14 protein-coding genes are annotated in these 23,456 nt (G+C 73.2%); 9 read left to right on the forward strand and 5 right to left on the reverse strand.

Features of this window, described 5'->3' with window-relative positions; translation table 11 throughout:
• The first annotated feature begins 8 nt into the window (after nucleotides 1-8).
• Complete coding sequence (locus ACIGWZ_RS07885) at nucleotides 9-200, forward strand: hypothetical protein (RefSeq protein WP_400061905.1); 192 nt, start codon at nucleotides 9-11, stop codon at nucleotides 198-200.
• A 184-nt stretch (nucleotides 201-384) separates the two neighbouring features.
• Here ACIGWZ_RS07885 and ACIGWZ_RS07890 read toward each other — a convergent pair whose 3' ends face one another.
• From ACIGWZ_RS07890 to ACIGWZ_RS07905, 4 genes are all read right to left on the reverse strand, one after another.
• Entirely contained in the window at nucleotides 385-1,233 is an 849-nt protein-coding gene (locus tag ACIGWZ_RS07890) for an LPXTG cell wall anchor domain-containing protein (protein WP_400061906.1), read from the reverse strand.
• A 354-nt stretch (nucleotides 1,234-1,587) separates the two neighbouring features.
• A complete protein-coding gene (gene prfB / locus ACIGWZ_RS07895) occupies nucleotides 1,588-2,694 on the reverse strand; it encodes a peptide chain release factor 2 (RefSeq protein WP_400061908.1) in 1,107 nt (368 codons plus the stop codon).
• A 107-nt stretch (nucleotides 2,695-2,801) separates the two neighbouring features.
• A complete protein-coding gene (locus ACIGWZ_RS07900; protein WP_400061909.1) occupies nucleotides 2,802-4,103 on the reverse strand; it encodes a serine/threonine-protein kinase in 1,302 nt (433 codons plus the stop codon).
• Between the two features lie 189 nt (nucleotides 4,104-4,292).
• Nucleotides 4,293-5,924 carry a protein kinase gene (locus ACIGWZ_RS07905; RefSeq protein WP_400061911.1) on the reverse strand — a complete coding sequence of 544 codons (1,632 nt, stop codon included), beginning with the start codon at nucleotides 5,922-5,924 and terminating at the stop codon, nucleotides 4,293-4,295.
• 512 nt (nucleotides 5,925-6,436) lie between these two features.
• Here ACIGWZ_RS07905 and ACIGWZ_RS07910 point away from each other — a divergent pair.
• The 5 genes from ACIGWZ_RS07910 (at nucleotide 6,437) to ACIGWZ_RS07930 (ending at nucleotide 15,794) form a co-directional block, all read left to right on the forward strand.
• Complete coding sequence (locus ACIGWZ_RS07910; RefSeq protein ID WP_400062039.1) at nucleotides 6,437-9,748, forward strand: FtsK/SpoIIIE domain-containing protein; 3,312 nt, start codon at nucleotides 6,437-6,439, stop codon at nucleotides 9,746-9,748.
• Nucleotides 9,749-10,684: 936 nt separating this feature from the next.
• Nucleotides 10,685-12,031 carry an ABC transporter substrate-binding protein gene (locus ACIGWZ_RS07915; RefSeq protein ID WP_400061913.1) on the forward strand — a complete coding sequence of 449 codons (1,347 nt, stop codon included), beginning with the start codon at nucleotides 10,685-10,687 and terminating at the stop codon, nucleotides 12,029-12,031.
• A 78-nt stretch (nucleotides 12,032-12,109) separates the two neighbouring features.
• Nucleotides 12,110-13,468: a carbohydrate ABC transporter permease gene (locus ACIGWZ_RS07920; protein ID WP_400061915.1), complete on the forward strand. Its 1,359-nt coding sequence runs from the start codon at nucleotides 12,110-12,112 to the stop codon at nucleotides 13,466-13,468.
• Complete coding sequence (locus ACIGWZ_RS07925) at nucleotides 13,465-14,379, forward strand: carbohydrate ABC transporter permease (protein WP_400061917.1); 915 nt, start codon at nucleotides 13,465-13,467, stop codon at nucleotides 14,377-14,379. The genes ACIGWZ_RS07920 and ACIGWZ_RS07925 overlap by 4 nt, the downstream gene beginning before the upstream one ends.
• A 458-nt stretch (nucleotides 14,380-14,837) precedes the next feature.
• Entirely contained in the window at nucleotides 14,838-15,794 is a 957-nt protein-coding gene (locus ACIGWZ_RS07930; protein ID WP_400061918.1) for a class I SAM-dependent methyltransferase, read from the forward strand.
• Between the two features lie 51 nt (nucleotides 15,795-15,845).
• On the opposite strand, the gene ACIGWZ_RS07935 is transcribed toward ACIGWZ_RS07930, so the two are convergent.
• Entirely contained in the window at nucleotides 15,846-16,523 is a 678-nt protein-coding gene (locus ACIGWZ_RS07935; RefSeq protein WP_400061920.1) for a class I SAM-dependent methyltransferase, read from the reverse strand.
• Nucleotides 16,524-16,754: 231 nt separating this feature from the next.
• Here ACIGWZ_RS07935 and ACIGWZ_RS07940 point away from each other — a divergent pair, with 231 nt between their 5' ends.
• From ACIGWZ_RS07940 to galE, 3 genes are all read left to right on the forward strand, one after another.
• Entirely contained in the window at nucleotides 16,755-20,327 is a 3,573-nt protein-coding gene (locus tag ACIGWZ_RS07940) for a CDP-glycerol glycerophosphotransferase family protein (protein ID WP_400061922.1), read from the forward strand.
• A gap of 281 nt (nucleotides 20,328-20,608) precedes the next feature.
• Nucleotides 20,609-22,261 carry a glycosyltransferase family 2 protein gene (locus ACIGWZ_RS07945; protein ID WP_400062041.1) on the forward strand — a complete coding sequence of 551 codons (1,653 nt, stop codon included), beginning with the start codon at nucleotides 20,609-20,611 and terminating at the stop codon, nucleotides 22,259-22,261.
• Between the two features lie 44 nt (nucleotides 22,262-22,305).
• A complete protein-coding gene (galE, locus tag ACIGWZ_RS07950; RefSeq protein WP_400061924.1) occupies nucleotides 22,306-23,280 on the forward strand; it encodes a UDP-glucose 4-epimerase GalE in 975 nt (324 codons plus the stop codon).
• Nucleotides 23,281-23,456: the final 176 nt, after the last annotated feature.

A 23,456-nucleotide genomic window follows, 5' to 3' on the forward strand; every position in this document is an offset into this window, starting at 1 on the left:
GAGGTCGCATGACGTACGACCGATTGGTGTGCGCCAATTGCGCGGCCCCTGTGAGCGAGGGCCGCTGCCCTGTGTGCCGGGCCAGCAGAGAGCGGCTTCAGCAGCAAGAGGGCATATTCGGCCAGCTCAGCCCCGTGGCTCTGGTGACCCTGCTGATCGCGCTGATCGCGGTCGCGGCGCTGCTCCATCAGGTCGTCTGAGCCGTCGTAGCGGTCGGCCCGCCGAGGGACGGTACGGGGCGACGGGCGCGGGGTGACGGGGCGGGCGTGCGCGATGTCACTCAGCGCGACCGACCATGCGCGTACCGGTGGGAATGTCGAGGTGAACGCCGGAGGGCCCGGGGTGCGGATGCGCCCCGGGCCCTTCGTCGTGTGCGTGTCAGCGTCAGGCCGCGGCCGCGCCGCCACCGTTCTTGTTGATCAGACGGGGCAGCATACGGAAGCCGACACCGCCCGCGATCATCGTCGCCGCACCGATGAGCAGGAAGGTGGTACCGGAGGAACCGGTCTCCGCCAGCTCTCCGCCCTTCGCCTGCTGCTTGGCCTGGCCGGGGGTGTTGGACATCCCCTCCTTGCCCTGGCCCGGCTGCTCGATCGGCTTGGAGCCCTCGTTGTCGGTGCCGGTGCCGGTGCTGTCGCCGCCACCGTTGTCGCCGCCGGTGCCGTGACCGCCGGTCTGACCGCCGTTGTCGTGACCGCCGGTCTGGCCGCCGTTCTGGCCGCCGTTCTGGCCACCGTTCTGACCGCCGGTGTCCTGGCCGCCGTTCTGACCGCCGTTCTGACCGCCGTTCTGGCCGCCGTTCTGGCCACCGTTCTGACCGCCGGTGTCCTGACCGCCGGTGTCGGTGCCGCCGTCGTCGGTGCCGCCGGCGTCCTGACCACCGGTGTCGGTGCCGCCGGTGTCGGTACCGCCGTCGTCGGTGCCGCCGGAGTCGGTGCCGCCGGTGTCGGTACCGCCGTCGCTGGTGCCGCCGTCGACCACGCCACCGAGGGCGCCGCCGGTGGAGTCGTCGCCGCCGGTGTCGCCGCCGGTGTCACCACCGGTGGAGTCACCGCCGCCGGTGTCGTCGCAGAACCAGTGCAGCGGGTCGAGCGGGCTGCAGTTGTCGCCAGCGCTCTGGCTCTGGTCCGTCGGCGCCGCGGAGGCGACGCCGGCCGCGGTGAGCGACGCACCCGCCGCGATCACCGCACCGGCTGCAATGCGCGCTACGCGCAGCCGCGTCTTCTTCGTCATGTACTGCTACCCCCAGTAGCTGAACTCGTCATTGGAGCACCGCTGTACGGGGCGAGATCCGATGGGGGTACGCGAGTCACGGCCCCGCACAGCGGGCAGGCCACTCATCTCCCCGTTCATACACGCGCCCCAGACATACGCATGCCGCGCCCAGCCTTCCCAGTTCGGCCAACATCGTCAAGGTCGAATAAAGTCCCGATGCCCGAATTGCTGGGAGTTGGGCGGTACATGGACATACGACTGTGACCAAACCCCCGAAGCGAAAAACAACTGCCTCCCCGCGGGAGACAGTTGTCCGGGCATCGGAGCCGCCTCGGATCCGGTCCGGGATCCGGCCTCGGGAGGGTCCGGCGGCTACTTCTCCTGCTGCTTGCGCCAGCGGATGCCGGCCTCGAGGAAGCCGTCGATGTCGCCGTCCAGGACGGCGGTGGGGTTGCCGACCTCGAACTCGGTCCGCAGGTCCTTGACCATCTGGTACGGGTGCAGGACGTACGAACGCATCTGGTTGCCCCAGGAGTTGCCGCCGTCGCCCTTGAGGGCGTCCATCTTGGCCTGCTCCTCCTGGCGGCGGCGCTCCAGCAGCTTGGCCTGGAGGACGTTCATCGCCGAGGCCTTGTTCTGGATCTGCGAGCGTTCGTTCTGGCAGGAGACGACGATGCCGGTGGGAAGGTGCGTCAGCCGGACCGCGGAGTCCGTGGTGTTCACGCCCTGGCCACCGGGGCCGGAGGAGCGGTAGACGTCCACCCGCAGGTCGGACTCGTCGATCTCGACGTGGTCGGTCTTCTCGACGACGGGCAGCACCTCGACGCCCGCGAAGGACGTCTGGCGACGGCCCTGGTTGTCGAACGGCGAGATGCGCACCAGGCGGTGCGTGCCCTGCTCGACGGAGAGGGTGCCGTAGGCGTAGGGGACCTGGACGGCGAAGGTGGTCGACTTGATGCCGGCCTCTTCGGCGTACGAGGTCTCGTACAGCTCGGTCTTGTAGCCGTGGCGCTCGGCCCAGCGCAGATACATCCGCTGGAGCTTCTCGGCGAAGTCGGCGGCGTCCACGCCACCGGCCTCGGCGCGGATGTTGACCAGCGCCTCACGGGCGTCGTACTCGCCCGACAGCAGCGTGCGGACCTCGAGCTCGTCGACCGCCTTGCGGACGGCCGCGAGCTCCGCCTCGGCCTCGCCGCGGGCGTCCTCGTCGTCCTCGGCCTCGGCCAGCTCGAAGAGCACCTCGAGGTCGTCGACCCGGCTGCGCAGCTCGTCGGCCCGGCGCAGCTGACCCTGGAGGTAGGACAGCTGGCTGGTGATCTTCTGGGCGTTCTCCACGTCGTCCCACAGGGACGGCGCCGCGGCCTGCTCCTCGAGCACGGCGATATCGGCCCTCATCTTGTCGAGGTCCAGGACGGCCTCGATCGACCCCATGGTCGAGGAGAGGGACTTCAGCTCTTCGGATACATCGACGACTGCCACGCACCCAGCCTAACGGCTACCGCCGACAGTGTGTCCCGGCCGGGGCGGTCGGGTCCTCCGGGCATGCGGTCGCAGGGGCCCGGAGGGGCCGGACGGCCCTGCGGTGCTCAGGGGGTGTCGGGCTGGTGGATGCCCGGCCCGGCGTCGCCCGGGCCCTCGTCGCCCGAGGCCAGCCAGCCGCCGAGGCCCGCCGCCACCAGCACCGCGGCGGCCGCCGCGCCGAGCCTGATCCGGCGGCGGCGCACCGCCTCCGGGGCCGAGCGGTGCCGGGCCGACCCGGCCCGGCGCTGGCCGGCGACCCTGGGCATGCGGGCCGTGCCGTGCGCGCCGCCCGCGAGCTCGTCGGGGCCGGGGACGCGCATGCTGGTGTGCGTGTCGCGGTTGGAGTCCGGCGCCGCGCCCTGGACCAGCGGGACCGCGCCGCGCGGCGGGGTGTCCTCGGCCTGGGCGGGCGGCGGATAGTCGCGGGCCCCGGTGGCGGGGGCACCCTCCGTGTCGTTCTCCGGCTGCTCGCCGTCGGGCTCGTCGATGTCCAGCGGCGGGATGCCGGCCAGGTCCGGGAGCAGTTCGCGCAGCCTCGCGGCGAGCTCGGGGGCGCGCAGCCGGGAGGCGGGCGCCTTGGCCAGGCACTGGAGCAGCAGCTGCCACAGCTCGTCGGGGATGCCGGGCAGCGGGGCGACGCTCTCGGTGACATGGCGGCGCAGGACGGCCCCGGGGTGGCCGCCGCCGAAGGGGGTGAAGCCGGCGAGCAGCTCGTACAGGACCGTGGCCAGCGCGTAGACGTCCACGGAGGCGCGCGGCGGCAGGCCCTCGATGATCTCGGGGGCGAGGTAGTCGGGGGTACCGATGACCTTGGTCGAGCGGAGCGCGACGGGACTCCCCCCGGACGGAGGCTGGGGCAGGGCGCGCCGTGGCGAGTCCACCAGGCGGGCGATGCCGAAGTCGGTGAGCAGCGCGGGGTGCGCGCCACCGGGGCCGAGCGCGCCCTGCATGTCCAGCAGGACGTTCTCGGGCTTGACGTCGCGGTGCACGATGCGTTCGGCGTGCGCGGCGGCGAGGCCGTCGGCGACGTCGGCGACGATGGCGACGGCGGCCTCCGGGGCCAGCCGTCGCTCGCGTTCGAGGCGGGTGCGCAGGTCCGTGCCCCGTACGAGGTCCATGACCAGCGCCAGGTCGTTGCCGTCGACGACGAGATCGCGGACGCCGACGACATGCGGGTGCTCCAGGCTCAGCAGCGCCGTACGCTCCTGCACGAAGCGGCCGACGAGCTCCTGGTCGGAGGCGAGATCCTCACGCAACAGCTTGATGGCCACGGCCCCTTCGGGACCCTCGCCCAGCCATACCGTGCCGGCACTGCCGCGCCCCAGGATCTGGTGGGCGGTGTACCGGCTGCCGATCTTCCGTGCCAAGACTGCTCCGACGTGTCGGGCCCCCGAGCGTCCTGCGGGGGCTGAAGTTGGCGTCAAAGCTACGCGGGCGCCGAGGGGTTCAGTGCCCCCGACGGCCGCAACCCTCACTTCTGTGCGCGAAATTGCCCATCAGAAGTCGACAAATCCATGAAGTCGCCCCCGGACCCTGGGGTCCGGGGGCGTCGGGCGTCAACCGCCGAGCTGGTTCACGAAATGCTCCACCTGGCGGTACACGTGCCCTATCTGGGCGAAGAAGCCCCGGGTCGTACCGATCCACTCCTGGAGGGGGGTGAGCTCCCAGATGAGCCAGCCCGCCACGAAGAGCAGTATCAGCGTGAAGAGGCAGCCCTTGAGGCAGCCCAGGCCCGGGATCTTCATGGGGTTGGCGCTGCGCGGGCGGGGCTCGCGGCGGGGCCGGGGCTCCGGGGCGGGCGGACGCTGCGGCTCGTAGCGCTGCGGCGGGGGCTCCTGGCGGCGCTGCGGGGCCTGGCGCTGCTGCTGGGCGTACGGCGGCGGCTGCTGCTGGCGGTACTGCGGCGGCGGGGGCTGCTGGGGCTCCGCCGGGCGGCGCTGGGGGCGGCGGCGCAGCGGGTCGTCGTTCGGGTCCAGGTACTGCACCTGGGTCTGTTCGTTGCGGTCGCGGGCGGCGCGCAGCTGGGACTCCCAGGGGTGCGGCCCCTCGGGCTCCTGGGGGCCGGGGGCGCCCGTCGGCATCGGAGGCATCGCGCGCGTCGGGTCGGCGCCTCCCTGGCCGTAGCCCTGGCCGCCGGGCCCTCCGGTGGAGGGCAGCACGCTGGTGGCCGCGGCCGGGTCGTACGAACCGGCATTGGACGGGAGGACCTGGGTGGGGTCGGCGTCGCCGGTGCCCTGGCCGCCGGTGGCCGTGCCGGGGACCGTGGCGGGCGCCGGGTCGGGGGCGAGCAGCGCGGCCACGCCGAGGGCGGCCTCGGCGTCGGCCGGGGTGGCGTGCACGCCGACGCCGGCCGCGACGGTGCGCAGCGCGCGGGCGAGGTTCTCGGCGCTGGGGCGCTCCTCGGGGCGCTTGCGCAGACAGCGCTCTATCACCGTCCACAGGGGCTCGGGCACCGTGCTGGGGCGGCGCGGCTCCTCGCTCAGGTGGCGGTGCAGCACCTCCAGGGCGGTCGAGCCGGCGAACGGCGGACGTCCGGTGACCAGCTCGTACAGCAGAATTCCGGCGCCGTAGATGTCCACGGCGGAGGTCTGCGGGCGCCCCTCGGCGGACTCCGGCGCCACATAGGCGGGGGTGCCGACGAATTCATGAGTGCGGGTGAGCCCCGGGGAGTCGGCCAGGCGGGCGATGCCGAAGTCGGTCAGCATCGGGTGCATCGGGCCGCTGCCGTCGGAGCCGGCGAGCAGGACGTTGGCGGGCTTGAGGTCGCGGTGGACGACGCCGTCGGCGTGGCTGGCCGCCAGGGCGTCGGCGATCTGCGCGGTGAGCAAAGAGGCGGCCACCGGGCTGAAGGGGCCGTTGTCGCGCAGGTAGCGGTGCAGGTCGGGGCCGTCGACCAGGTCCATGACCAGGGCGAGCAGATCGCCCTCCACCACCAGGTCGCGGGTGCGGACGATGTTGGGGTGGGTGAGCCGCAGCAGGACGGAGCGCTCCCGCAGGAAGCGCATCACCACGTCCGCGTCGTTCGCCAGCTCCTCCTTGAGGACCTTGATCGCGACGGTCTCGCCGGGCTCGCCGGCCACGGCGGCCTCCGCGCCCGCCGTCTCCCGCTGGCGGGCACGCCAGACGGTGCCCGTGGCGCCGCGTCCCAGCGGCTCCTCGAGCAGGTACTTGCTGCCTACCGGCCGCACGTCATGCGCTCCCTGTCGTGGTGGATCCTGCGCCTGGCCCGCCGGGTCAGACGCTTGTGGGCGATCATGGCCTAGCTCGCGGCCCGTCCGACCCACTGTAGGCCGTCGGGCAAATTCGCGGCCCGGCGCCGGGCGAGGCCTGTCGAGGCTTGTGGGGAAGACGCGGGAGACGGGCGGATGGTTGCCGCGGACCGCCCGCCGATGGGCGCGGCGGTCGCGCCGAGGGGTCCCGGCCGCCGCCGCAGCTGACCACGGCGGTCGAAATCAGGCCGTTCATCGCGCGCAAGCCGGCACTTTTTCGCCCTTAGAAGACCAATCAAGATCACCAGGAGGCGGTCGGCGGGCGTGTTGTCAGTGGCAGGTGCGAGGATGCCCCCAGCACGCATTGTGGTGGGGGCGCGCGCTCTCCGTCGCGACGTGCGCTTGGGACTTGTACGTGCCGACGTGCTCGGGCGCGGTGGGGGAGGAGCGAGCCCCTGCCGGATTCCCGGCAGAAGGGACCGTTGACGGCGATGCAGATCCGGCTGACCGTCCTCGGGCCGCGCAGCGGCCACACCACACGCGCCTGCGACGTGCTCGTGACGGCCCCCGCCGGGACCGCCCTGGCGGCGGTGGCAGGCTCCCTCGCGGCGTCCGTGGCCGGCTCGGGCGCGGATGTGGGCGGCGGCGCGGGCGGCAGCGGCCCCGTTGTCCTGTACGCGGGCAACGAGCGGCTCGATCCGCAGCGCGCGGCGATCGGCGAGCCGCCGCTGATCGACGGCGCGGTGCTCGCCCTCCACGGCCCCGGCCCCGCACCGGCACACGGCCTGCCGCACGGCCCGGCCCGGCTGCGCGTGGTCTCGGGGCCGGATGCCGGCGGCGTCCATCTGCTGCACGGCGGCCAGATCCGCATCGGCCGCTCGGCCGACGCGGACGTCCCTCTGGACGACCCGGACGTCTCCCGGCTGCACTGCGCGGTGACGGTCGAGCCCGACGGCTCCGTCCACGTCGCCGACCTGCGCTCCACCAACGGCACCGCCATCGACGGCAACGACCTCGGCGAACGGCCCGCCCCACTGCGGCCCGGCGCCCTCCTGCGGGTCGGCGAGTCCGCCCTGCGACTGCAGTCCTCCCCCGGCGCCCCCGACCCGGCGCTGCCCGCCGCCCCCGACGGCGAGGGGCATCTGCGGGTCGCACCGGAGTCGGCGACGGGCGTCGCCCCGCTCATGAGGGATGCGGCGGCGGCCACCACGATGGGAGCGCGGTTCGCGCCGGGAGCCGCGCCCGGGGAGACGGGCGCCCGGGAGGCCCCGTACGGCGCCCGGCCCCGGGCCGCCGTCCCCTACCCGGCCCCGCCCGCCGCCCGCGCCCCGCAGAGCGGGCCGGACCGCCGGGACACGCCGCTGCGCGGTACGGCGCTCGACGACGGGCCACGGGCCGGCGCGACGGACCGGCCCGGACCGGCCCCCGCCTACGGCCACCAGGAATACGGGCCGACCGGCCAGGACGGCACGCACGCCGGCCGACAGCAGCTGGCGCCCCCCGACGCCCCCAGGACGGCCCGCCGCGGCGGCATCGGCGCCTGGGCGCGGCGGCTGACCGGTGGCCGCGCTGCCGGCGAGCAGCCGGATACCGCCGGGGCGGCGCTGCCGGACCCGGCGGCCGATCCCGCGTACGAGGCCCACGAAACGTACGACGCACACGGGCCGGGCACGGAGGCGCCCGCCGCCCATGAACGCTGGCCGGATGCCGCCGCCGTCCTCTTGACGGCGCTCGGGCCGGGCCCCCGCCTGTGGGAGCGCGCCCAGGAGCACCCCGATGCGCTGGCCGTCCGGCTGGGAACGACCAGCAAGGGCGGCGGCCGGATCGCCGCGCCGGTCACCGTCGAGCTGCGCCGGGCGGGCTCCCTGGGCCTGGCCGGGCCGCGCGAGCGGCTGGCCGGGCTGGCCCGCTCGGCCGTCGCCCAGCTCGCCGCCCTGCACTCCCCCGGCACCCTCGAAATCGTGCTGATCTCCACGGACCGGGGCCGCAGCACCGAGGAGCGGGTGGCCGACTGGTCCTGGCTCGGCTGGCTGCCGCATGTCCGCCCGGCCCACGGCCAGGACTGCCGGCTGCTGCTCGCCTACGACAAGGAGCAGGCCGCGGCCCGTACGGCCGAGCTGGTGCGCCGCCTGGACGACGGCCCGCTCGGGCCCAACTGGGCCAGCGCCGACCGCGCCGAGGTGGCCGCCGCCGCGGCCCGCCACCAGGGCCCGTACACCGTCGCGCTCGTGGACGGCGACCTCGGCTCGTCGGAGCTGCGCGAGGTCGCGGCCCGACTGGCGGCGGGCGGCCCGGCCGTCGGCATCCACCTCATCTGCCTGGCGGAGACGCCCGCCGCGTCCCCCGCCTTCCCGCTGGCCGCGACCTACGAGGCCGCCCGGAAGGCGTCGCCCGCCTTCGGTGAGTGCGGAGCGGTGGCGGTCCTCAGCGGCGATGTGGCCACGGCGCTGCGGGTCGTGCAGCCCGGTTCCGGCCCGAACGGCACGGTGGCGGCCGTGGACGCGGTCTCCGCCGCCTGGGCCGAGCGGTTCGCCCGTGCGCTGGCGCCGCTGCGCGAGGCCGAGGCGACGGCCACGGTCGGCGGCCACCAGGTGCACCGCGCGGCCGTCCCGCTGCCGGATGCGTCCCGGCTGCTGGACGAGCTGGGGCTGGCCCGCGCCACCCCCGCGTCCCTGATGGCGCGCTGGGCCGCCGCCCTGGACACCGACCGGCCCAGCGCGCCGGCGGTGCTGGGCGCGGGCCCGCACGGCCCGCTGGCCGCCGACCTCGCGGCCGAGGGCACGCATCTGCTCCTGGAGGGCGCGGCGGCCACCGGCAAGACGGAGCTGATGCGTTCGCTGGCCGCCTCCCTCGCCGCCGCGGACCGCCCGGATCTGCTGTCGCTGGTCCTGGTGGACGGCGGCGGCAGCGAGCGCGGCGAGGGGCTGCGGGTCTGTACGGACCTGCCGCATGTCACGACGTATCTGGCCGCCTCGGATCCGGTCCGGATGCGGGAGTTCGCCCAGGCGCTGTCCTCGGAGCTGAAGCGGCGCGCGGAAATACTGGCCGGCACGCCGTTCGCCGAGTGGCGCGCCAAGCATCTCCCGGCGCCGCGGATCATCGCACCGCGCCGCTCGACCGAGAGCGGCGACACAGCCGGTAACACACCGCAGGAACTAATCACTCTCCGTAATCGTTGCCGTAATGAGGAAGAGGGAGGCGGCACGGCGGCGGACCCGTCGGGTACGGGCACCTTGCGACTGCGGGCACGCAGCGGGGCGCCGGACACGGAAGACCAGGCGCCGCCGATGCCGCGACTGTTCGTGCTGGTCGACGACTTCGACGCGCTGGTGGCCCCGGCGCTGGGCAGCACGGGCCGGCCGGCCGCCGGTTCCGTGGTGCGGGCCCTGGAGGCGGTCGCCCGGGACGGCGCGGCGCTGGGCGTCCATCTGATAGCCGCAAGCGGCCATCCGGACCGCACGGCGGAGACCGCGACCTGCGAACGGGCCGGCCTGCGCGTCCGGTTGGGCGCCCCGGCCGACCCCTCGTCCGAGCCGGTGCCGCCGGGCCGCGGGCGGCTGGACCGGGCGGAGGACGGCTCCTCGACGCCGTTCCAGGCGGGCCGGGTGACCGGCCGGATACCCCGTACGTCCACCCTGCGGCCGACGGTCGTCCCGCTGGAGTGGCAGCGGATGGGGGACCCGCCGGCCCGGCGCCCGCTGCGCGAGCTGGGCAACGGCCCCACGGATCTGGCCCTGCTGGCCAGCGCACTGCAGCGGGCCGGGCAGTCCTTGGGGGCGACCGTCGGGCCGCCGCTGGTGTGAGCGCCCGTGGGATGAGCGCCCCTGGTGAAGGAAGTAGCCCGTGGTGGGAGGTGCGGGCGGAAATCGGCCGGGGCGCCCAAGAAGCAGCCCCTGGTGAGAGCTGGCAGTCCCCTGGTGAGAGGTGTAGGAGTGGCTCCTGGTGAGACGTACGGGCGGCCGTCCCAGTGAGACGTTCGGGCGGCCGTCCCACCCGCCCGTAACAGCCTCTCCCGCCCGGCAGCCGCTCCCGCCCGACGCGCCGCGTCCCACCGGCAGGCCCTCCCGCCCGACGCGCCCCATCCCACAGGCAGGCCCCATCCCGCCGGGAGCCGCATCCCGCCCGGCAGCCCCATCCCACCCAGGCTTCCGCCCGTAACAGCCCCTCGCGCCCTCGCGGCTCGGCGTCCGCCCGTAACAGCCCCATTACAAAAGGTCAGTTGAGGCCGGATGCGGTATTGCGGCGCCGGGGATCGGGGCGTAGACCTGTCGCACGCCACGGGGCACACCGCGTGCGCGCCACAGAGGGCCGCAGGATCCGGAAGGCCGGAGGGTCGGGAGGGTCCGGAGGACCCGCGAGCGTGGAGCGAGCGCTCCGGGGCACGGCACCGCCCGGGGCGTCCGGACGCCGGGGTACCCGGGGCGCCCGGAGTGCCCGGAGTGCCCAGGACGCGCGGGGCACCCGGGCCAGGCCGGGGCACCCGGGACGGACGAGAGCGACCGACGAGAGCACAGCGCGACGGCGTCGCCGCATCGGATGAGCGGTGCCGCACCGGCACCACCGCGGCGCATGCGCGGGTGCGCCCGCCGCACCGAGCACCGCACCGCGCGAGCGGCACCGCACCACGCCGCACCGGCACCACCGCACCGCGAGAGCGGCACCACGCCGCACCGGCACCACCGCACGCACGGCAGGCGCAGCGATAAGGGGCTACGGGGATGCGCAATCGATTCGACGGCATGGCTGGACGCGCCACGACCGCCCTGGCGGCGGCCGCGGCCCTCGCCCTCGCGCTGGCCGGCTGCGGCGGCGGGACGAAGGACGAGGCGGGCGGCGGCGCCACGGGCGGGAGCACCGCCCCCACGGTCCGGCTTCCCCGGCTCAACGGGCAGAAGCTCCAGGTGACCGCGGTCTGGACGGGGCCCGAGCGGGAGAATTTCGTCAAGGTGCTGGACGAGTTCGAAAAGCGCACCGGTGCCAAGGTCGACTTCGTGCCGAGCGGCGACGACATGGCCGGTTTCATCGGTTCCAAGGTCGCCGGTGGCGGTCCGCCGGACATTGCGATGCTCCAGCAGGTCGGCGTGCTCAACGAGTTCGCGCAGAAGGGCTGGCTCAAGCCGCTCGGTGCCGCCGCCAGGGCGCAGCTCGCGAAGAACTACACCAAGGGCTGGCAGGATCTGGGTGCCCACAAGGGCACGCCGTACGGCGTCTATTTCAAGGCCAGCAACAAGTCGCTGGTCTGGTACAACGCCAAGGCGTTCGAGAATGCGGGGGTCGCGGAGCCCAAGGACTGGAAGGGCTTCCTCAAGACCGCGCAGACGCTCGCCGAGTCGGGTGTGGAGCCGGTGTCGGTGGGCGGTTCGGACGGCTGGACGCTGACCGACTGGTTCGAGAACGTCTATCTCTCGCAGGCGGGGCCGGAGAAGTACGACCGGCTGGCGCGGCACGAGATCAAGTGGACGGATCCCTCGGTCGAGCAGGCGCTGACGACGCTGGGCCAGCTCTTCGGGCGTAAGGATCTGCTGGCGGGCGGCAACTCCGGTGCCCTGGCGACCGACTTCCCGACGTCGGTGACGCAGACGTTCAGCGGTGGCGACGCCCCCAAGGCCGCGATGGTTTCCTCGGCCGACTTCGCCGCGGCCAACATCACTCAGACGAAGTCGAAGGTCGGCACCGATGCCAAGGTGTTCGCGTTCCCGGCGGTGGGTGCGAAGTCCCCGGTGGTGACCGGTGGCGATGTGGCGGTGGCGCTCAAGGACAGCAAGGCGTCGCAGGCGCTGCTGACGTTCCTGGCGTCGACGGACGCGGCGAAGATCTGGGCGCAGGCGGGCGGGTTCATCTCGCCGAACAAGGAGCTGGACCAGGCGGCGTACGCCAACAGTGTGATGCGCAAGATCGCCAAGGCGCTGGTCGCGGCGGGTGACGACTTCCGGTTCGACATGTCGGACCAGGCGCCGGCCTCCTTCGGCGGCAAGCCGGGCCAGGGCGAGTGGAAGGACCTGCAGGACTTCCTCAAGAGCCCCAAGGACATCGCGGGGACGCAGGCGCAGCTGGAGAAGGACGCCGCGAAATCGTTCGGGCGCTGATCGCGGTGTTCGGGCCTTGACGGCGCAGTGTTCGGGCATGGACGCCGACCGCCTCGACCGGACGGGGGGACCGTCACGATGAGCGAGTTACGAGCCGCCGCAGCTTCCGGCGGTGCACGGAGACCGAGGGGTAAGCGCAAGGGTGTGCTGGGGACGCGTCCCTGGATTGCGGTCGTCTTTCTGCTGCCGGCGCTGGTGCTGCTGGGCGCGTTGGTGGTCTATCCCATCGTCTTCTCGGTGTACCGCAGCCTGTTCGATGCGTCGGGCGACGGTTTCGTGGGGCTGGGCAATTACGGCGAGATGTTCTCGGACGACGGGATCCGTACCGCGCTGAGGAACAACGTCGTCTGGGTCGTGGTGGCGCCGACCGTCTCCACGGCGCTGGGGCTGATCTTTGCGGTGCTCACCGAGCGGATCCGCTGGGGCACGGCGTTCAAGCTGGTCGTCTTCATGCCGATGGCGATTTCCATGCTGGCGGCGGGCATCATTTTCCGGCTGGTGTACGACCAGGACCCGGAGCGCGGGGTGGCGAACGCGGTGTGGGTGGGCGTGCACGACACGTTTGCGGAGCCGGCGCCGTTCCCGGGTGCCAAGCCGCGGCCGAATGCGGATCTGCGGCCGTCCGGTGGCGGTGCGTTCACCACCGGGTCGGCGGTGGGGGCCGGGGCGGGCGCGGCTTCGGCGGATCTGCCGCTGGTGGCCGTGCAGCAGGCCGATGTGCGGGACGCGGAGCCGGCGGCCGTCGCGAAGCCGCGGCCGGGCAAGGTCACCGGCACGGTCTGGCTGGATTTCACGCGTGGTGGCGGTGGGCGGCCGAATGTCATCGACGGCCGGGAGAAGGCGCTGGCGGGTCTGACGGTCGAGGCGGTCAAGGGCGGCAGGGTGGTCGCGTCGGCGACGACGGCGGCCGACGGGACGTACGCGCTGCCCGCGGACAGGGCCGAGGGTGCCCGGCTGCGGCTGCCCGCGGCGAATTTCGCGGAGGCCTACAACGGCGTCGACTGGCTCGGCCCGGCGCTGGTGACCCCGGCCATCATCGGGTCCTATGTGTGGATGTGGGCCGGTTTCGCGATGGTGCTGATCGCGGCGGGGCTGGCGGCGGTGCCGCGCGAGCTGCTGGAGGCGGCGCGGGTGGACGGGGCGGGTGAGTGGCAGGTCTTCCGCCGGATCACCGTGCCGCTGCTGGCGCCCGTCCTGGTGGTCGTTCTGGTCACCCTCATGATCAATGTGCTGAAGATCTTCGATCTGGTCTACATCATCGCGCCGGGTTCGAGCATCCGGTCCGCCAATGTGCTCGCCCTGCAGCTTTTCCAGTCGTCGTTCGGTACGGACGTCGACGAGGGGCTGGGCAGCGCGATCGCCGTATTCCTGCTGCTGCTCGTGCTGCCGGTGATGTACGTCAATCTCCGGCGCATCCGGAAGGAGCGTCGCCGATGACGACCACGGAGGGGGCCCTGCCCGCCGCGCGGGTGGAAGGTGCCGGCCGAGTGCCGGTCAAGCAGCCGCTGGCCACGCGGATCGCGGCCCGGACCGGCGGCGGCGCGCTGCGGATCTTTCTGATCCTGGTGGCGCTGTTCTGGCTGATGCCGACCGTCGGGCTGCTGCTGTCCTCGCTGCGCAGCCCGCAGCAGATCGCCGAGTCGGGCTGGTGGGAGGTCTTCGCGAAGCCGGCCCAGATCACCTTCGACAATTACAGCCGGCTGCTGGGCAACGAGAAGGTGATGGGTTCGCTGCTGACCACGGCGGCGATCACGGTGCCGGCGACGGTGCTGGTGGTGGTGATCGGGTCGCTGGCCGGTTATGCCTTCGCGTGGATGGAGTTTCCCGGGCGGGACGGCTGGTTCATGGTGGTCGTGGGGCTGCTGGTGGTGCCCGTGCAGGTGGCGCTGATCCCGGTGGCCAAGCTGTTCGGCGCGGTGGGGCTGTTCGAGACGACGGCCGGGGTGATTCTTTTCCATACGGCCTTCGGGCTGCCGTTCGCGGTGTTCCTGCTGCGGAATTTCTTCGCGGAGATTCCGCGCGAGCTGCTGGAGGCGGCGCGGCTGGACGGGGCGGGCGAGCTACGGCTGTTCACCCGGGTCGTGATGCCGTTGGGCGGGCCGGCGATCGCGTCGTTGGGGATCTTCCAGTTCCTGTGGGTGTGGAACGACATGCTGATCGCGTTGATCTTTGCGGACAGCGGTAATCCGCCGGTGACCGTCGCGCTGCAGCAGGAGGTGCGGCAGTTCGGCAACAACATCGATGTGCTGGCGCCGGGGGCGTTCGTGTCGATGGTGGTGCCGCTGATCGTCTTCTTCGCCTTCCAGCGGCAGTTCGTCTCCGGTGTGATGGCCGGCGCGGTGAAGTAGCGGGGGCGGGCGCCGGTGGCCCGTTCGGGGGCCCGGCGCCGGAGGGGGCGGCCCGTGCCGTCCCGCCGGGGGTGGGTGGCCCGCGCCATCTTCCGTTCATTTCTCTCCGCCTACCATGACGGCGGATGGTGGCCGCGGACGGTCGGTGCCGCGAAACGCATGGTGCGACGGGGCCTTGTCGTGGACACTGCGTAGACGCGTCCGGACGGTATGTGTGCCGGGCGGCGGCGCCCCGGCCCCTGTGTGGGTGGCGCCCGCGCGGAACCGGCTCCCATGTCGGCCGCATCTACAACAGGAGAAGCACCGGCGACGGCCGGAGCTTCGGCAACAGCAGACACTTCCACATCGGTTGCACCTCTATATCCACGGCAGAACACGCCGGCACATACCTTCCGCACACATCCGCATACGCGTCGCACATCGCCATCGATTCCCGACCGTCTGGAGACGGACCGCACATGACTGCCCCCACCGCAGACCAGAGTGCCGAACAACTCCCCTGCCCCACCCGGCTGTCCGACGTGAAGGGCTGGTTCTTCACCGCCGACCAGCTGCTCTTCGACTGGTTTCTCGCGCATCAGCGGGACCGGTCGGTCTCGGGCGACCTGCTCGAGCTGGGAGCGTATATGGGCAAAAGCGCCATTTTCCTCGGTGCTCGGATGCGCTCCGAGGAGCGCTTCACGGTGTGCGACCTCTTCGATTCGCCCGCCGAGGACTCCTCCAACTCCAAGGAGATGAAGAAGTCCTACGCGACGTTGACCCGCCGCGCCTTCGAGGCCAACTACCTCTCGTTCCATGACGAGCTGCCCACCATCGTGCAGGGCCTCAGCTCCGTCGTCCGTGACCATGTCGCCGACGACTCGGTGCGCTTCGCCCATATCGACGCCTCGCATCTGTACGAGCATGTGCACGGCGACATCCAGTCGGTGCGCGCGCTGCTCGTCGAGGAGGGCGTGGTCGTCATGGACGACTACCGCGCCGAGCACTGTCCTGGGGTGGCCGCCGCCACCTGGCAGGCCGTGGCGAACGAGGGGCTGCGCCCCATCTGCATCACCGGCACCAAGTTCTACGGGACATGGGGCGACCCGGAGCCGCTGCAGAAGGCGCTGCTGGAGTGGCTGCAGTCCCGTAAGGACATCTGGCACGAGGTGCAGTACGTCAATGACGCCCCGCTGATCCGGCTGAGCGCCAAGGGTGCCGAGGAGCCCGCGCAGCCGGCGTCCCGGCACCGGCCGAAGGCCGCGGCGCGCCCGTCCACGCCTTCGGGGGCCCGGGCGCCGCAGGCGTCCGCGGCCGTCCCGCGGCCTCGCCCGCAGCGCAGCGTGCTGCGCCGGGTCGCGCTGGACGTGCTGCCGCCGATCGTCACCCGGGCGATCGTCTCCGCCCGCCGGAAGGGCCGTACGGCGGGGCGCTGAACCGGCGGGCGGGCGGGCCGGCGGCCGGCTGACCCGCCCCGGCCCGTCCGCCTATCGCGGCACCTGCCCCACCAGCGCGAACACGTTGCGCCGCAGCAGCCTCCCGGCGGCGCGCGGCAGGGGGTAGGAGTAGGTGCGCCGTACGTCCAGCCCCGCCGATTCGGCGAAGGCGCGCAGCAGCGTGAAGTCGGTGAAGCGGACCGGGGCCGGCTCGGCGCGGTGGCCGGCCTCCTGCGGGGTGATCAACAGGACGCCGCCGCCCGGCCGTACGTAGGGGAGGTAGGCCCGCAGCAGGCCCTCGACCTGTTCGTCGTCGAGATGCTCCAGGACGTGCGCGCACAGCAGCGCGTCGAAGGCGCGGGGCCGGGCGTGCGGGCCGGCGAGGAAGGTGTCGGCCGTGTAGGCGGTGAGCCCGCGGGCCCGGCACTTGTGGACCGAGCGCGGGTCGTGGTCGATGCCGACGCTGCCGGGGGCGCAGTCGGCGAGCGTGTCGCCCGCGCCGCAGCCGATCTCCAGCACCCGTCCGGGGCCGATCCGGCGCAGTTGCCGGCGGTAGCGGGGCCGGGCGGGCAAGGGCCGTACGACGCCGGTGCGTTCGCCGTCCGGGAAGCGTGCGGTGGAGGCGTGCGGAGCGGTGCCGGCACCGCCGGCGGGCCGGGTCCCGCGGGTCTGGGGGGCGGGTACTTCGGGCCTGTTGGTGGCGGCGGAGCTGTCGGTTCGGCCGGGCATCGGTCGCGGTCACCTTTCCCTGGGGACATGGCGCGTGGGGCCATGACGCTGCCCAACGGTCTACGGCATCGAGGGGGAGGCGTGCGGCGCGGCACGCCGCCCCTGTGCGCGCCCCGGCCGTCTCACCCTTTCAGCGCAGATCCGGTGACCGTGCCGCCGACGGGCGAGTTGAACGCCGCAATCCCGTGATTCGCCTGATCGGCACGTGTTCGGAAAGGCAGGTCCGCGCGTATGAAGCCTCGGCTCACCGTGGTCGTCCCGGTCTCTCGCAGTGAGGGGCCGGAGCCGAATGTGGAGGAGTGCCTGGAGTCGGTGGCGGCCCAGACGCTGACCGAGCTGGACGTGGTGCTGGTGGAGGACGCAGCCGCGGAGCCCGTCGCCCTCGCCCGCGCATGTGCGGACCGGGACCCGAGGTTCCGTATCGTCCGCCCGTCGGCGGGCCCCGCGGCCGGCAGCGGGGTCCGCCGTCCGGGGGGCGTCCTCACCCTCGGTGCGGCGCGCAACGCCGGTGCCCGGCACGCCTATCCGGGCACCGCCTATCTGGCGTTCCTCGACGCGGACGATGTGCTGCTGCCGCGCGCGTACGAGGATCTGACAGGTGTGCTGGATGCGTCCGGCGCCGATTTGGCGACCGGCAATGTCTACCGGCTGGGCGCGGCGGGCCGCAGTCAGTGCCGGCTCCATCCGGCGCCGCGGGAGACCGCGTTGCGCACCCATGTCACCGAGGACCGCACGCTGCTGTCGGATCACTTCGCCCGGAACAAGGTCTTCCGTCGCAGTTTCTGGGACCGCCACGGATTCGCCTTTCCGGAGGGGGAGTTGTGCGACGACGCGTCGGTGACGCTGCCCGCGCATTTCCTGGCCGAGGCGGTGGATGTCCGGCACGAGCATGTCGTCCACCATCGTCTGCCGGAGGGCCCGGAGCGGCACCGGCGGCTCGATGTGGCGGGTGTGCGGGACCGGTTCGCGGCGGTGGACGGGATCCGGCGGTTCCTCGCCGATCCGGCGCATCCGCGTCGCCACGGCTGCCGGCGGGAGTACGACCGGTGGTTGCTGACCGATGGGCTGCTCGATCTCGTGGCGGCGCTGCCGGCGGCCGCGCCCGAGTGCCGTACCGCGTTCCTGGAGGGTGCCCGCGGCTTTCTCGCGGGGGTCGATGCCCGGCTGTTTCCGACGCTTCCGGTGGAGCTGCGGATGCGCTGGTACTTGATCCGCGCGGGCCGGCTCGCGGATCTGCTGACGCTGCTCGTGCACGAGGTCCGTGATCCGGCCGGGTTCGATGTGGCGGGCCCGCCGCTGCGCAAGCGCGCGGTGCTGCCGTTCGCTCCTGCGCTGGAGCTGCCGCCGGGAGTGGCCCGGCTGGACCGTACGGATTTTCCGGTGCGGGCCCGGGTGCTGGAGGCGGTGTGGCGGGACGGGTCGCTGGTGCTGCGCGGCTATGCGTATCTGCGCAATCTGGATGCGGCCGCCCGGGGCAGCTATCTCAGGACGGTGGTGCTCGCGCAGGGGCGGCGCCGGATCCTGCTGCCGCTGCGGGCGGTGGTGATGCCGCAGGCGACCGCCGAGTCCGGGCAGGAGCGGCATTGTTACGACTGGGCGGGGTTCGAGGTCACGCTGGATCCGGCGCGGTTGCGCAGGGGCGGGCGCTGGGAGGAGGGGGTCTGGACGGCCGGGGTGATCGTCGCGTCGGCGGGCGTGGTGCGGGCGGCGGCGCTGGGGGCGGCGGACACCGGCACGGGTGCCGCGCCGCTCGCGTACGAGGCGGGCGCGGACGGTGTGTGGATCGCCCCGGGGTACGTCGACGGGCGGCTGCGGCTGTCGGTCGAGCGGCGGACGCGCCGGTTCGCCGGGCAGCATGCCGCGTCGGCCGAGGCGCTGGAGCTGACCGTGTCGGCGCCCGGCCCGCGCCCGGTGGGTCTGCGGCTGACCCATCAGGGGACGGGCACGGTGGTGACGTTTCCGGTGGAACCGGCGGTTCCGGAGGGGGCGGGGTCCGGGGATCTCCTGACCCTGCGCCTCCGCCTCGATGCGCTGGCCGCCGCGCGCCCCGTCCGGGACGGCGCGCCGCGGGCGCTCGCGCCCGTGCACACCGAGACCTGGATGCCGGAGCTGGTGCTGCCGGACGGCGGTACGGACGCGATCGCCTGCCCTCCCGGTCTGTCTCCGGTGGGCCATCCGCTGCCGCAGGGCCGCGAGCTGGTCGTCGCGGCCACCGCCGCGGGTGGCCTCGTCCTGCACGACCGGACCCCGCAGCCGTATGTGGACCGTGTCGTCTGGCGGGCGGACGGCACGTTGCTGGTGGCGGGCCGGCTGCCGGCCGCCGCACCGCCGGCCGCCGAGGTCGTCCTCAAGCACGGTGCGCATGCGGTCGAGGCGGCCTTTCCCGCCGCCCACGACGGGGACCGCTTCCATTGCGCTCTCCCGCTGGCCGCCCTGCCGTCCCTCGCGGGTGAGCTGCCGCTGCGCGAGGGCCGCTGGACGCTGCATCTGCGGGAGGTGGGTGCGCAGGGCTCGCCGCTGGATGCCCCGGTCCGGTTCGCGCCCGACGTCTTCGAGGGGCTGCCGGCCTCCCGTACGGTCGCCGGCAAGCCGCTCACCCTCGACCGGCACCGCCACGACGAGGCGCTCGTGACGGCGGGCCCGGCGCTGCCCGCCACGGACCGCGGCCCGTACCGCCGCCGGGTGCTGCGCGAGCTGCACTATCCGCTGCACCGGGGGCGTCCGCTGCGCGAGGCCGTCCTCTACAGCAGCTTCGGGGGCCGGGCGTACGGGGATTCGCCGCGGGCGGTGCACGAAGAGCTGGTGCGGCGCGGGACGGACGTCAGGCATCTGTGGGCGGTGCGCGATGCGCAGGCCGCGGTGCCGGACTCGGCCCGCGCCGTGGTCGTCGGCAGCGCCGAGTGGCACGGTGCGCTGGCGCACAGCCGCTGGATCGTCACCAACACGCATCTGCCGTCGTGGTTTCTGCGCCGCGACGGCCAGAGCGTCGTCCAGACCTGGCACGGCACCCCGCTCAAGCAGATCGGCGCGGCGCTGTCCGGCACGCTCTGCGGCGGGTTCGCCCATCTGGCGCCCCGGCCGCGGCTGGGCCGGCAGTGGAGCGTGCTGCTGTCGCCCAACGCGCACAGCACGCCGGTGCTGCGCTCCGCCCTCGGCTACCGCGGTGAGCTGCTGGAGTCGGGGCTGCCGCGGACGGACGCGCTGGTGGCGCCGGACCGGGAGAGCAGGGCGGCGGCCGTACGGGCGCGCCTGGGGATCGAGCCGGGCCGCACGGTCGTGCTCTACGCCCCGACCCTCCGCGACGATCTGGCCTACGACGCCGCCCACCACCGCCTGCATCTCCCGCTCGACCTGGAGCGGGCCCGCCGCGCGCTCGCCGACGATCACGTCCTTCTGGTGCGCAGTCATCCCTTGGTGGCCGACCGGCTGCCAGCCCACCACGCGCCTTTCGCCCGCGATGTCTCGGCCCACCCCGATGCCACCGAGCTTCTGCTGGCCGCGGATGTGCTGGTCACGGACTACTCGTCGCTGGCCGTCGACTTCGCCAACACCGGCCGCCCGATGCTGTTCCTGACTCCCGATCTGCCGCACTACCGCGACACCTTGCGGGGGTTCACCCTGGATTTCGAGGCCCGGGTGCCCGGTCCGCTGCTGGCCGGCACCGGTGAGCTGATCGATGCGCTGGGTGATCTGCCGGCCATCGGCCGGGCGGGTGCGGAGGCGTATGCGGAGTTCCGGCGGTCCTTCTGCCATTGGGACGACGGGGGCGCGGCGGCCCGGGTGGCGGATCTGCTCGGGGGGTGAGGGGCGGGGAAGCGGCGGCGGGCGGGCGCGGCGGCAAGGTGGTGGCGCGCGGATCGGCATCGTGCGGCCTTCGCGTCGTTACAGCTTGTGCAGAAGCCCTTACGGACTTCTGCATGCCCGAGCCCGGTCTTCCGGTCAGTAAGAAGACGGCAAGAACGCGGAAATCCGCGGCGACGGGTGCAACCGTGCGACGGGATTCCTCCTCTGACCCATCAGACAAAAGGATCGGATCCCGCTCGCGCCCAGAGATGCTGTCGACACGAAATGTAGATGTAGTGACTGTGAAAGAAGCCCTTGAGCCGCGGCCTGGGCCCACCATCACGCCAACCGCCCAGGTCAGCATCGTCGTCATCGCCTTCAACGATGCCGCCCATGTCTGCGATGCCGTGCGTTCGGCGCTCGCGCAGGGGGCGTCGGGGGACACCGCCACCGAGGTGATCGCGGTGAACGACGCCTCGACCGACGGCACCGGCGATGCCCTGGACGCCCTCGCCCGTACCGAGGCCCGGCTGCGGGTGATCCACCGCACCGAGAACAGCGGCGGCTGCGGTACCCCGCGCAACGACGGGCTGCGGGCCGCCACCGGCCGCTTCGTGATGTTCCTGGACAGTGACGATGTGCTGCCGCCGGGTGCGGTCCGGGCCCTGCTGGCCGCTGCGCTGCGGCACGAGGTCCCGGTGGCGGCGGGCGCCTGTGTGCGCCGCGAGCTGCCCGCGAAGCGGGATGTTCCCTGGTTGCCAGCCCTCTACCGGGAGCCGGCCGTGCACGACTCGGCCGGCGCGAGCCCGCATCTGGTCCGCGACACCCTGTGCGTCAACAAGCTCTATGAACGAACGTTCCTGTCGGCGCACGGCATCACCTTCCCGGAGGGCCGCTACACCTACGAGGACTTCGTCTTCACGGCGCGGGTGCTGGCCGCCGCGCCGCGCATCGCCACCATCCCCGACCACGTCTACATCTGGCACGTCCGTCGCAGCGCCGCCAAGCAGTCCATCTCCCTGGACCGTAAGAGCGTCGCCAACTGGCAGGCCCGGATCGACGCCCACCGCGCCAGCGTGCAGATCTTCCAGGACGCCGGGCACAAGGCCCTGGCGCACGCCGCGGACACGAAGTTCCTCGACCATGATCTGCGGCTGTACGTCCGCGAGCTGCACACCCGCGGCGCCGACTACCGCACCGAGTGGTGGCGGCTGACCCGTGAGTATCTGGCGGGCTTCGACGAGGCCGATCTGCGGGCCGCCCGCGCCCCGGCGCGCTGGCTGGCCCGTGTCGTGCTGGCCTCCCCCGCCCCGCGTGACCTGGAGCGCCTGACCCAGCTCGCGGCCCGGCCGGGGCGGCTGCTGCCCCCGTACGCCGAGGCGGACGGCCATGCCGTGTGGTCCCCCGACCTGCCCGAGGTCGAGCTGGATGCGCTGGGCACCAAGCCGATGCACCGTCTCCCGGTGACCATCGACGCCGAACCGCTCATCGGCACCCGCAGCCGGCTGCGTCTGCGCGTCCATGATCTGTACGGACGGCTGGCCGCGGCGGGCCCGGTCAGCATCGACATAGAGCTGCGCCGCCGCCGGGACGACCGGCGCGGCCCGGTCCATACCGCCGAGCTGACCCCTGCCCCGGCCGCCGCCGGGTCGGAGGCGTGCTGGACCGCCGAGGTGGTCCTGGATCTGGCGACCCTGGTCGACCGGCGCACCGGTCATGCGGCCGACCCGGAGCCGTGGGACCTGATGGCCGAGGTCCGCTGCGCCGATGCCTCCAGCTTCCGCGCCTCGCTGCGCGCGACCGGGTCCGGGCTGCGCCGCCGCGCGCTGCCCAGCCGCCGCCATGGGCTTCTCCTGGCGCAGCCGTACGCGACCACCGGCGGTGCGCTCTCACTGCGGGTCGCCGCCGGGCTGCGCAGCGTATGGCGCATCGCGGCACGCAAACTCCGCCGCTGAGCCGCTCCCCTCCCCTGTCCGCCCACCGACCTAGGATTGGCGCCATGTCTTACTTGATCACGGGTGGTGCCGGCTATATCGGCGCCCATGTCGTACGGGCCCTGCGCCAGGCGGGCAAGCCGGTCGTCGTGCTCGACAACCTGACGACCGGCATCGCCGACCGGATCCCTGAGGACGTCCCCCTGGTCGTCGGTTCCACCCTCGACCGGGCGCTGCTGGACCGTACGTTCGCCGCGCACGAGATCACCGATGTGGTGCATCTGGCCGCCAAGAAGCAGGTCGGCGAGTCCGTGGAGATGCCGCTGCTCTACTACCGCGAGAACGTCCACGGCCTGCAGACGCTCCTGGAGGCCATGGCCTCCGCCGGTGTCGGCCGTCTGGTGTTCTCCTCCTCGGCGGCGGTCTACGGCATGCCGGACGTCGATCTGGTCACCGAGGACACCCCCTGCGTGCCGATCAATCCGTACGGCGAGACGAAGCTGGCCGGCGAGTGGATGGCGCGCGCGGTGGGCAAGGCGCACGGCATCAGCACGGCGTGTCTGCGGTACTTCAACGTCGCGGGTGCGGCCACCCCGGAACTGGCCGACACGGGCGTCTTCAACATCGTCCCGATGGTCTTCGAGAAGCTCAGCGAGGGCGCCGCCCCGCGCATTTTCGGTGACGACTACGACACTCCCGACGGCACCTGCATCCGCGACTACATTCACGTCGCCGATCTCGCCGACGCCCACGTCGCCGCCGCCCGCAAGCTCGCCGAGCCCGGCCCGGTGCGCGATCTGACCCTCAACATCGGCCGCGGCGAGGGCGTCTCCGTGCGCGAGCTGATCGGCCTGATCTGCGAGGTCACCGGGCACGAGGGGGTCACCCCGGAGGTGACGCCGCGTCGGCCCGGCGATCCGGCGCGGGTGGTTGCCGCCGCCGACCGGATCGGCTCCGAGCTGGGGTGGAAGGCGCGCCATGACGTCCGCGACATGATCGGCTCGGCCTGGGCGGGGTGGGAGCGGCTCCGGGGGCGGTAGCTCCGGGGTCGCCCCGTTGCGGACGGCTTTCGTGTGGACGGTTCGTCGAGGCGGGGTGGCGAGTCGCGGAAGCCTCTGTGAATGGGGCGTGGAGGGCGTTTCAACGGGACGCCGCAGGCAAAGCGTGGGCCGTGACTCATACCCATGGCCGCTCGGCGGAAAACGACCCATACAAC

Source organism: Streptomyces sp. NPDC053427 (genome assembly GCF_044544985.1).
In the GTDB taxonomy this organism is placed as follows: domain Bacteria; phylum Actinomycetota; class Actinomycetes; order Streptomycetales; family Streptomycetaceae; genus Streptomyces.

What these genes read in the sequence shown, in the direction of transcription:
- ACIGWZ_RS07885 (WP_400061905.1), top strand. Translation starts at nt 9, where the DNA reads ATGACGTACGACCGATTGGTGTGCGCCAATTGCGCGGCCCCTGTGAGC.
- ACIGWZ_RS07890 (WP_400061906.1), bottom strand. Translation starts at nt 1,233, where the DNA reads ATGACGAAGAAGACGCGGCTGCGCGTAGCGCGCATTGCAGCCGGTGCG.
- ACIGWZ_RS07910 (WP_400062039.1), top strand. Translation starts at nt 6,437, where the DNA reads ATGCAGATCCGGCTGACCGTCCTCGGGCCGCGCAGCGGCCACACCACA.
- ACIGWZ_RS07915 (WP_400061913.1), top strand. Translation starts at nt 10,685, where the DNA reads ATGGCTGGACGCGCCACGACCGCCCTGGCGGCGGCCGCGGCCCTCGCC.
- ACIGWZ_RS07920 (WP_400061915.1), top strand. Translation starts at nt 12,110, where the DNA reads ATGAGCGAGTTACGAGCCGCCGCAGCTTCCGGCGGTGCACGGAGACCG.
- ACIGWZ_RS07925 (WP_400061917.1), top strand. Translation starts at nt 13,465, where the DNA reads ATGACGACCACGGAGGGGGCCCTGCCCGCCGCGCGGGTGGAAGGTGCC.
- ACIGWZ_RS07930 (WP_400061918.1), top strand. Translation starts at nt 14,838, where the DNA reads ATGACTGCCCCCACCGCAGACCAGAGTGCCGAACAACTCCCCTGCCCC.
- ACIGWZ_RS07935 (WP_400061920.1), bottom strand. Translation starts at nt 16,523, where the DNA reads ATGCCCGGCCGAACCGACAGCTCCGCCGCCACCAACAGGCCCGAAGTA.
- ACIGWZ_RS07940 (WP_400061922.1), top strand. Translation starts at nt 16,755, where the DNA reads ATGAAGCCTCGGCTCACCGTGGTCGTCCCGGTCTCTCGCAGTGAGGGG.
- galE (WP_400061924.1), top strand. Translation starts at nt 22,306, where the DNA reads ATGTCTTACTTGATCACGGGTGGTGCCGGCTATATCGGCGCCCATGTC.